The organism is Dysgonomonas sp. 520 (genome assembly GCF_010501095.1).
Lineage (GTDB): Bacteria > Bacteroidota > Bacteroidia > Bacteroidales > Dysgonomonadaceae > QVMP01.
This window is the reverse complement of sequence record NZ_QVMP01000034.1, coordinates 21,621-31,135: the sequence shown is the minus strand read 5'-3', so window position 1 is coordinate 31,135 and position 9,515 is coordinate 21,621. Positions and strand designations below refer to the sequence as shown.

4 protein-coding genes and 1 CRISPR repeat array (1 of these 5 only partly in view) are annotated in these 9,515 nt (G+C 35.3%); of the genes, 3 read left to right on the top strand and 1 reads right to left on the bottom strand.

Features of this window, described 5'->3' with window-relative positions:
- Positions 1–192: 192 nt before the first annotated feature.
- Positions 193–651 (bottom strand): DUF4251 domain-containing protein, encoded by a 459-nt coding sequence (locus tag D0T56_RS15500; RefSeq protein ID WP_163321081.1) that lies wholly within the window; start codon positions 649–651, stop codon positions 193–195.
- Positions 652–1,140: 489 nt separating this feature from the next.
- Here D0T56_RS15500 and cas9 point away from each other — a divergent pair, with 489 nt between their 5' ends.
- From cas9 to cas2, 3 genes are read left to right on the top strand one after another with little or no spacing between them, the layout of a single operon-like run.
- Entirely contained in the window at positions 1,141–5,598 is a 4,458-nt protein-coding gene (gene cas9, locus D0T56_RS15495; protein ID WP_163321080.1) for a type II CRISPR RNA-guided endonuclease Cas9, read from the top strand.
- A complete protein-coding gene (cas1, locus tag D0T56_RS15490; protein ID WP_163321079.1) occupies positions 5,595–6,533 on the top strand; it encodes a type II CRISPR-associated endonuclease Cas1 in 939 nt (312 codons plus the stop codon). Before cas9 ends, cas1 begins: the two co-directional genes overlap by 4 nt.
- A gap of 42 nt (positions 6,534–6,575) precedes the next feature.
- Complete coding sequence (gene cas2, locus D0T56_RS15485; protein WP_163321078.1) at positions 6,576–6,881, top strand: CRISPR-associated endonuclease Cas2; 306 nt, start codon at positions 6,576–6,578, stop codon at positions 6,879–6,881.
- A 109-nt stretch (positions 6,882–6,990) separates the two neighbouring features.
- Positions 6,991–9,515: a CRISPR direct-repeat array (repeat unit 47 nt; unit sequence ACTGTATTTCAATGAACTAAGATACAAAATTGAAAGCTTATCACAAC); it runs 292 nt beyond the window's last position.

The window sequence follows — 9,515 nt, the reverse complement described above, 5'->3', positions numbered from 1 at the left end:
CAAAAGTAATGGATTGGCCTTTTTTATTAGAAAATTTTAAGTAGCAACTTAAATTAAAATATATTATATGAAGGCTAACTAATTGGAATATAGCGCATATAAATATTGCCACCCTTACTTATAGTGTTACAGCAATAGTTTCTACATTAAAATATTTGATATATTGGCAATTACAGGCCAGAAAAAACAAATTCACTCTATTTTTCCGTAAAACGAAATCTGTACCCGGTTAGGGTCGTTCACGATGAGGGTTGCGTACCCCGATTCTTGTACAGTTAAATATAGTGTAATTTTCCGCCCTGGCTCTGTTGTTGTAATAGTTATTTCCCTACCATTCTTCTTCTCATTCGAAGTGTAGACAGCATCTGTCGTAACAAATTTAATTCCACCGTCATCAGACCCCATCGGCGCAGTATACGCCCTTCCGTAGAAAGGCAGATATGCATTTACTGTATCGCCCGAAACTTTGAGCGAATATCCATAACTAAGAGGTACAGAAGGATATCCATTGGGCAAAGCTGTATTAGCATTAAAGATATAATCTTTTGAGTCAATTTTCTTCAGAATATGTTCCGAGCCTTCCATCTGCTGACTCTTGCATCCAGCCAGCATAATGGATATGATAATACCAATAAATAATACTTTTTTCATAACCTTCAATATTAATTTGAGTTTATATTTATAACAAACAAAAACTGTTCATGTTTACATAATCTATCACAAAAGCTACTATAACTGCATTTATCAGAACTAGCGAGAAATTCAAAAAAATTGATGTTGGTCTTCAATAATTCGGTCAATGGAAAAAAACGATACGGAAGATGCAGGTTATTGATGGTCAGCATAGGTTGCGCGTTAAAATCTCGGATAAAAACAATCCCATTTTCTGAAACTACAAGTCGTTGTATTTTAGTGTGAAATGACATCATTCGCCCTTATCTTATATTAAAAGAGCGGACCGGCCATAATAACTTCATCAAAAAAAAGAAGGTGAGAACTACTTCCCACCTTAAATGTTTTCACAACGGAATAATCCTTATTGTGATAAGCTTTCAATTTTTACAAAATTACATTTTTTTATTCAAAAACACATACATAATTGTTAAAAATGATTACCTTTAATAGTTAAATTATTCAATTATGAAAAAAATATTAGGACTAGATTTAGGAACAAATAGTATCGGATGGGCACTGATAGACAGAGATGCCAATAAAATTCTAGGTATGGGTAGTAGAATAATTCCGATGAGTCAGGATGTCTTGGGTAATTTCGACAAGGGAAATTCTATTTCACAGACAGCCGAAAGAACAGGATTTCGAGGAATAAGACGACTGAGGGAAAGACATTTATTGCGCCGAGAACGGTTGCACCGAGTTCTTCATGTTCTCGGTTTTCTGCCCGAACATTACGAGCAACATATTGATTTTGAAAAACGTTTGGGGCAATTTGCAAATGAAACCGAACCTAAACTAGCTTATAATAATTGCGATTTTATCTTCAAAGAATCTTTTGAAGAGATGGCAGCCGATTTTAAACAGCAAAATCCGTCCTTATTTTATATTAAAGCCAATGGAAAAGAAACTAAAATTCCATACGACTGGACAATTTATTATTTGCGGAAAAAGGCATTGACTCAAAAAATAGAAAAAGAAGAACTTGCCTGGATTATCCTGAACTTCAACCAAAAACGCGGATATTATCAATTGAGAGGCGAAGAAGAGGAAGAAAATCCGAATAAATTGGTAGAATTTCACTCTCTGAAAATTGTTGAGGTTGAAGCAGACGAAAAACCTAACGCCAAAGGCGAAACATGGTATTATCTGAAGTTGGAAAATGGCTGGGTTTATCGTAGGTCGAGCAAGAATCCGTTGTTTGATTGGAAAGATAAAGTTAGAAATTTCATTGTCACTACCAACTTGAACAATGATGGTACAGTGAAAATTGACAAGGAGGGAAATGAAAGCAGATCGTTCCGGGCTCCAAGTGATGACGATTGGACATTGCTGAAAAAGAAAACCGAAGCAGAAATAGAACATTCTCAAAAAACAGTTGGCACGTATATCTACGAAAATCTTCTGTCCAATCCAAATCAAAAAATACGTGGTAAGCTGGTGCGAACCATCGAACGTAAGTTTTACAAAGATGAGCTTATTGCCATACTGAAAAAGCAGATCGAGTTACAACCCGAACTGTTTTCCGAAGATTTGCTCAACGATTGTGTCAGGGATCTGTATCGCAACAACGAAGCGCATCAATTTGTCTTGAGCAAAAAAGATTTTGTTCACTTGTTCGTAAATGATATTATTTTCTATCAACGTCCTCTCAGGAGTCAGAAATCATCTATTTCAAACTGTTCTTTAGAATTTCGGAAGTATAAAGACAAGGACGAAAACGAGGTTAAAGAATACCTGAAAGCCATACCAAAATCTCATCCATTGTATCAGGAATTTCGTTTGTGGCAATGGCTGTTTAACCTTAAAATATACAGAAAAGATGATGATACGGATGTTACTTCTCAATTTATTGCAAGTATTGAGGATTTAGAAAATCTTTTCGATTTCTTGAACAACCGAAAAGAAATTGACCAGAAAGCTCTATTGAAGTATTTTAAACTAACAGAAAAAACTCATCGTTGGAACTTCGTAGAAGATAAAGCCTATCCTTGCAACGAAACAGGGACACAGATAAGAACACGGCTGGCAAAAGTAGAAGGCCTTCCGGCTGATTTCTTAACATCCGGAACAGAACAAAACTTATGGCATATAATCTATTCGGTAACAGACAAAAAGGAATATGAGCAGGCATTGTCTTCTTTTGCAAAGAAGCACAAAATAGACGAAGATTCTTTTGTGGAAAATTTCAAGAAGTTTCCTCCATTTAAAAGCGAATATGGAACATACTCCGAAAAGGCTATTAAAAAGCTATTGCCATTGATGCGCTTGGGAAAATATTGGAATTGGGATGCCATAGACGTAAAAACTAAAAGTAGAATTGAGAAAATCCTCACCGGAGAATACGATGAAGAAATAAAAGACCGTGTTCGAGAAAAAGCTATAAACCTGACATGCGAGAATGATTTTCAAGGCCTGCAACTGTGGTTGGCTCAATACGTTGTTTACGACCGCCATTCCGAAGCAAGTGACATTATTCTATGGAAAACGCCACAGGATATTGACGATTATTTAAAGGAATTTAGACAACATTCTTTGCGCAATCCGATTGTAGAGCAAGTGGTTACCGAAACACTGAGGGTGGTACGGGATGTCTGGAAGAAATACGGAGACATTTCAGAAATTCACATCGAGCTTGGACGTGAAATGAAGAAAACTGCGAAAGAACGTGAACAACTGACTTCGCAAATTACGAAAAACGAAAACACCAATATCCGCATCAAAGCTCTGTTGATGGAGTTGAAAGAAAACACGGATGGGAAATTGAATGTAGATAATGTTCGCCCCTATTCTCCCATACAGCAAGAACTATTGAAAATTTATGAAGATGGTGTTATCAATTCCGATATTGAAATTCCTGATGATATTCTGAAAATAAGCAAAACAGCACAACCTACAAGTTCGGAACTTCAACGTTATAAATTGTGGCTGGAACAAAAATATCGTTCACCTTATACCGGACAGTTTATTCCGCTTGGCAAATTATTCACCTCAGAATACGAAATAGAACATATTATTCCGCAAAGCCGCTATTTTGACGATAGTTTCAGCAATAAGGTAATATGTGAAGCCGCTGTGAATCGGTTGAAGGATAACCAACTAGGCTTAGAGTTTATAAAAGAACATCATGGCGAAAAAGTTCAATTAGGATTAGGGCAAGCTGTCGAGATCTTTTCGGTAGAAGATTATCAGAGTTTTGTAAAGGAATATTATGCCAATAGCCGTTCGAAACGGACTAAACTTCTGTTAGAGGATATTCCCGAATCATTTATCGAACGTCAAATGAACGATACACGATATATTAGTAAGACCGTGAAAGGATTATTATCGAATGTTGTTCGAGAAGAAGGCGAGCAGGAGGCTAATATAGTGATTTGCAGCGGCAACATCACCTCTATATTGAAACGAGACTGGGGGTTGGATGCTATTTGGAACAGCCTGATTATCTCTCGCTTCGAACGGATGAACCAGTTGACCAATAGTACTGCATTTACTGCATGGAATGAACAATATCAGAAATTTTTGCCTACTATTCCGTTAGAATTCTCGAAAGGGTTTCAAAAGAAACGTATCGACCACCGTCACCATGCAATGGATGCTTTGGTTATTGCCTGTGTTACAAAAAATCATGTGAATCTGCTGAATAATCAGTCCGCTAAATCTGATGTGAAAAGATACGATTTACAGCGAAAACTGAGGCTATTTGAGAAGGTTTCATATTTCGATAAAAAAGCCGGCAAACAAGTAGAGCGCGAAATACCCAAAGCATTTTTAAAGCCATGGGATAACTTCACCACTGACGCCCGGAAAGAGTTAGAGAAAATAGTTGTTAGTTTCAAGCAAAACCTGCGGGTAATAAACAAAACCACCAACAAACATCAGGCTTACGAAAACGGAAAAAAGGTATTGAAATCGCAAATAAAGGGCGACAGTTGGGCAATCCGTAAACCTCTGCACAAGGATACGGTATTTGCCAAAGTTTCGTTGCAGAAAATAAAGAAAGTAAGACTGATTGAGGCATTAAAAAACGTAGAAAGCATTGTCAATAAAGAATTTAGAAATGAAATTCGGAAAATCAGTGCAGCATACGGAAAGTTTGACCCTGATAAGATCAACAAATACTTTAAAGACAGAAAATATCTCTATGAAAAAACGGATATTTCCAAAGTGGAAGTTTATTATTACGAAACAGAGAATGCTGCTGTACGAAAATCGTTGGATACATCTTTCACCGAAAAGGTCATAAAAGAATCTGTAACAGATAGTGGAATACGAAAAATTCTGTTGAATTATTTAGCAGCGAAAGATAATAAACCCGAACTGGCCTTCTCGCCGGAAGGTATCGAGGAAATGAATCAAAATATAGCTGCTTTCAACGATGGCAAACCACATCAGCCAATCCGAAAGATACGCATGTATGAAACAATCGGAAATAAGTTTCAGGTAGGATATACAGGAAATAAGAAGGCAAAATATGTTGAGGCAGCAAAAGGAACAAACCTGTTCTTTGCCATCTATGCAGACGATAAAGGCAACCGTTCGTTTGAAACTATTGCATTAAATGTTGTAGTAGAACGACTGAAACAAGGTCTGATTGCTGTTCCTGAAAGGAATGACAAAGGACATGAATTGCTGTTTCATTTATCTCCAAACGATTTGGTTTATGTACCTACGGAAGAGGAGTTGATTAGTGGAAGTAAGTTCCCTTCAGAGGATATTAAGATAGACAGAATATATAAGATGGTGAGTTCCACTGGAAATCAGTGCTTCTTTATTCTTCAAAATGTTGCAATTTCAATAGTCAATAAAGTTGAATTTTCCTCTTTAAACAAAATGGAAAGATGCATTACGGGTGAAATGATAAAAGATGTATGCATTAAGCTCAACATTGATCGGCTAGGAAATATTAAACCTTTACTGCCATGATTAAAAAAACACTCTATTTTGGCAATCCGGCATATTTGAGTATGCGAAACAACCAGCTGGTGGTAAGGCTACCAGAGGTTGAGAAAAACGACACATTGCCCGAAAAATTCAAAAAGGATAGTGAGGCAACTTTCCCTATCGAGGATTTAGGGATTGTTGTCCTCGACCATAAGCAAATCACCTTGACTCATGGCCTGATAGAATTGCTGTTGGAGAATAATACTGCTCTTATCACCTGCAATAGTAACCGTATGCCCGTTGGACTGATGCTTTCTTTATGTGGTAATAAAACTCAGACTGAAAAATTTGCGGCACAGATTCAGGCCACTGATCCTTTAAAAAAGAATCTTTGGCAACAAACTATCAAAGCTAAAATAAAAAATCAGGCTAATGTTTTGAGAAAATTTCGTTTATGCAACATTCGCAATATGGAGTATTGGGCAAGTGATGTAAAGAGCGGAGATCCGGACAATTACGAAGCTCGTGCTGCAGCCTACTATTGGAAAGAAGCTTTTCCTCAAATCAATAATTTTCTGAGAGGTAGAGAAGAACTTCCTCCTAATAATCTGTTGAATTATGGTTATGCCATTCTTCGTGCTATAGTAGCACGTTCGCTTGTTTCGAGCGGCTTGTTGCCAACATTAGGGATACACCATCACAATCGTTATAATGCTTATTGTTTAGCAGACGATATTATGGAGCCTTATCGCCCTTTCGTTGATGCTGTTGTATTTTCTATTGTGGATAACGGTGAAAACTTTGAAGAGTTATCGCAATCCATAAAAACGCAATTATTGCAGATACCAACTGTCGATGTAATGATTAATGGGAGGAAAAGTCCTTTGATGGTTGCAGTCAGCCAGACAACATCTTCATTAGCACAGTGTTTTGAAGGTAAATTGCGGAAAATAAAATATCCTGAATTTGTATTGTAACATTTTGTTATGAAACAGGACAGATTAAATCAATATCGAATTATGTGGGTTTTAGTACTGTTCGATCTTCCTACCGAAACAAAAAAGGACCGGAAGGTCTATGCCAATTTTCGTAAAAATCTGCAAAAGGATGGGTTCACGATGTTTCAGTTTTCAATCTATCTTCGTCATTGCATGAGTATGGAAAACGCAAATGTTCATATCAAACGGGTTAAAAAATTTCTACCCGAAAAAGGGCATGTCGGAATAATGTGTATAACAGATAAACAATTCGGGATGATGGAATTATTTTATGGAAAAAGTGCAGAAGCCAAGAAAACGGAAGGACAACAACTAGAACTTTTTTAAGAATAAGAAATCCCGACCTTGATCGGGATTTTTATTTGAAATACATCATTTTTTGAAATCCTAATGAGTCGCGATAATTATTGAATATCAGTATATTATATACACCTATACTGTATTTCAATGAACTAAGATACAAAATTGAAAGCTTATCACAACTTGTTCGGATACGACTACCGGCATGGTTACACTGTATTTCAATGAACTAAGATACAAAATTGAAAGCTTATCACAACCCTTATGATGCTGACAAAGTGCAAGCCCCAACTGTATTTCAATGAACTAAGATACAAAATTGAAAGCTTATCACAACATCAGGAGATAATATTTCTAAAACAATGGTACTGTATTTCAATGAACTAAGATACAAAATTGAAAGCTTATCACAACCAACTCCTTTCGACTTTGCGTATTCGGGAGACTGTATTTCAATGAACTAAGATACAAAATTGAAAGCTTATCACAACGGCAGACCTATCATTACACATCTGAGTAACACTGTATTTCAATGAACTAAGATACAAAATTGAAAGCTTATCACAACAGGAGGCTATTTCCTTTCTTGCCCCAGAGCACTGTATTTCAATGAACTAAGATACAAAATTGAAAGCTTATCACAACTGAAAACAAGGATGATATTTTAAAGGCTATACTGTATTTCAATGAACTAAGATACAAAATTGAAAGCTTATCACAACAAGAGGCGCTATCGGTTATCGAAAAGGGTAACTGTATTTCAATGAACTAAGATACAAAATTGAAAGCTTATCACAACGAGTGTAAGCCTTTTTCTTCTACTAACGCTACTGTATTTCAATGAACTAAGATACAAAATTGAAAGCTTATCACAACACTTTAAACCAGGAACATACAGATCACCTTACTGTATTTCAATGAACTAAGATACAAAATTGAAAGCTTATCACAACATGAAACAATTAAGTTAGAAAATGGAGAATACTGTATTTCAATGAACTAAGATACAAAATTGAAAGCTTATCACAACCTTTGGATGAGCAGTTGGAGCAGTTCAAGGACTGTATTTCAATGAACTAAGATACAAAATTGAAAGCTTATCACAACATCCCAAGTGTCTAATCTTCTGGCTACATCACTGTATTTCAATGAACTAAGATACAAAATTGAAAGCTTATCACAACGCGAACCTATGACGTTTATTCCGATATTTTACTGTATTTCAATGAACTAAGATACAAAATTGAAAGCTTATCACAACTGAAAACAAGGATGATATTTTAAAGGCTATACTGTATTTCAATGAACTAAGATACAAAATTGAAAGCTTATCACAACAGGGTCATTAATAGCCTTTAGTAGCATTATACTGTATTTCAATGAACTAAGATACAAAATTGAAAGCTTATCACAACAAACATCATAATCAGGTCCAAATACTTGACACTGTATTTCAATGAACTAAGATACAAAATTGAAAGCTTATCACAACCCTGATGGGTCGGTTGGATGCAAACGAAATACTGTATTTCAATGAACTAAGATACAAAATTGAAAGCTTATCACAACAGTAATAGGAGTAGCATTGGCTATCAATTTACTGTATTTCAATGAACTAAGATACAAAATTGAAAGCTTATCACAACCAAGCGTGTATGTGTTCTTCCATCTATCCCACTGTATTTCAATGAACTAAGATACAAAATTGAAAGCTTATCACAACAATAGACAATTCAGATGAATATTACCGTCTACTGTATTTCAATGAACTAAGATACAAAATTGAAAGCTTATCACAACAAGCCTTACATCGCTTGCTCTGGAATATGGACTGTATTTCAATGAACTAAGATACAAAATTGAAAGCTTATCACAACTTCGTGAGTGGATTAAGCCGGTATTATTGGACTGTATTTCAATGAACTAAGATACAAAATTGAAAGCTTATCACAACGGGAATAGCGACGGCAATAGGCGCTGTTCAACTGTATTTCAATGAACTAAGATACAAAATTGAAAGCTTATCACAACTAGATGGTTTAGTGGCATAAATTTTCAGTCACTGTATTTCAATGAACTAAGATACAAAATTGAAAGCTTATCACAACTCTTTTTGCAATATCCTACATTATTGTTTACTGTATTTCAATGAACTAAGATACAAAATTGAAAGCTTATCACAACATATACAATATGCTTTATTTTATCCAGTTCACTGTATTTCAATGAACTAAGATACAAAATTGAAAGCTTATCACAACAAAAACATGGACACTTGCTCAAATTGAGCACTGTATTTCAATGAACTAAGATACAAAATTGAAAGCTTATCACAACAATATAAAATTATGATAAACCATAAAAGTAACTGTATTTCAATGAACTAAGATACAAAATTGAAAGCTTATCACAACAGTAATGGATATCTATTATCTATTGGAAGAACTGTATTTCAATGAACTAAGATACAAAATTGAAAGCTTATCACAACAACAATTAATGTAACGAATATCATTAAAACACTGTATTTCAATGAACTAAGATACAAAATTGAAAGCTTATCACAACACCTAGTGAGCTAGATATAGCCTCGTAACCACTGTATTTCAATGAACTAAGATACAAAATTGAAAGCTTATCACAACTCAAAAATGTATGCAA